The sequence below is a fragment of the Sporolactobacillus inulinus genome (genome assembly GCF_006539285.1).
Lineage (GTDB): Bacteria > Bacillota > Bacilli > Bacillales > Sporolactobacillaceae > Sporolactobacillus > Sporolactobacillus inulinus.
Map to the genome: position 1 here is coordinate 1 of NZ_BJMS01000223.1, position 789 is coordinate 789.

Below are 789 nucleotides of genomic sequence, written 5' to 3' on the forward strand. Positions count from 1 at the left end.
AGTAAGGACCGGGCGTAGCCTGGTTTTTCTTAGCAGACTTCGTTTCGATGCGAGCTACATTCTTTTTGATTTTGAAAAACAAGCAGGAATCGTCAAGTAGATAAAGAATGATTATCTATAGAGAAAGAATGAATGCAAACGGAAGAATAGATCGGAAAAGGGGTAAAATAATTTTGAAGAACATGCAATCCACTAAGAAAACAAACATTATGGTTGTGGATGATCAACCGGGTATCCGGATGCTGCTTCACGAAGTTTTTGAAAAGCAAGGCTATCAAGTGCTGACTGCTGAGAGTGGTAACAAGGCGTTAAAGCTCCTTAGGGAAAAACACCCACAGCTGGTTTTGCTGGATATAAATATGCCGAAGATGAACGGATTGGAACTTATGGATGCCATGAAAAACGCCAAATCGGATGTGAAAGTGATGATTATGACCGCTTATGAAGAAAACGAACTGGTCCGTCAGGCTTTGAAAAACGGTGCTGTCGCTCATTTTAAGAAACCGTTTGATCTTCAAAAATTGATCATCGCTGTAGAAGCCGAATGTTCACAAATCGCATGACCCTCCTGTTATTCTGAAAGCCCGACACAGACATCAAACGCTTGTTTATGCTATAATGCACACAGAGTGTTTTGCTGAAAACAGTTCTTGTTCGCCGACTGCCTAAAAAAGGCGACATTAATTCGAGACGTTACATATAATGTTCTGTCCGTTTCTTTTCACACCCAAGAAAACGACTAAATGATTTAAAAGGAAGTATTCTGACCATGCTGGAGAGTGAAAAGTT

1 protein-coding gene is annotated in these 789 nt (G+C 40.3%); it reads left to right on the top strand.

Annotation, left to right across the window (positions count from 1 at the left end):
- Positions 1–182 precede the first annotated feature (182 nt).
- Complete coding sequence (locus SIN01_RS14850) at positions 183–563, top strand: response regulator (RefSeq protein WP_039745907.1); 381 nt, start codon at positions 183–185, stop codon at positions 561–563.
- The last annotated feature ends 226 nt before the right edge of the window (positions 564–789 follow it).

Excerpts from the sequence above, each read along its gene's own strand:
- SIN01_RS14850 (WP_039745907.1), top strand. The coding sequence starts at position 183 with ATGCAATCCACTAAGAAAACAAACATTATGGTTGTGGATGATCAACCG.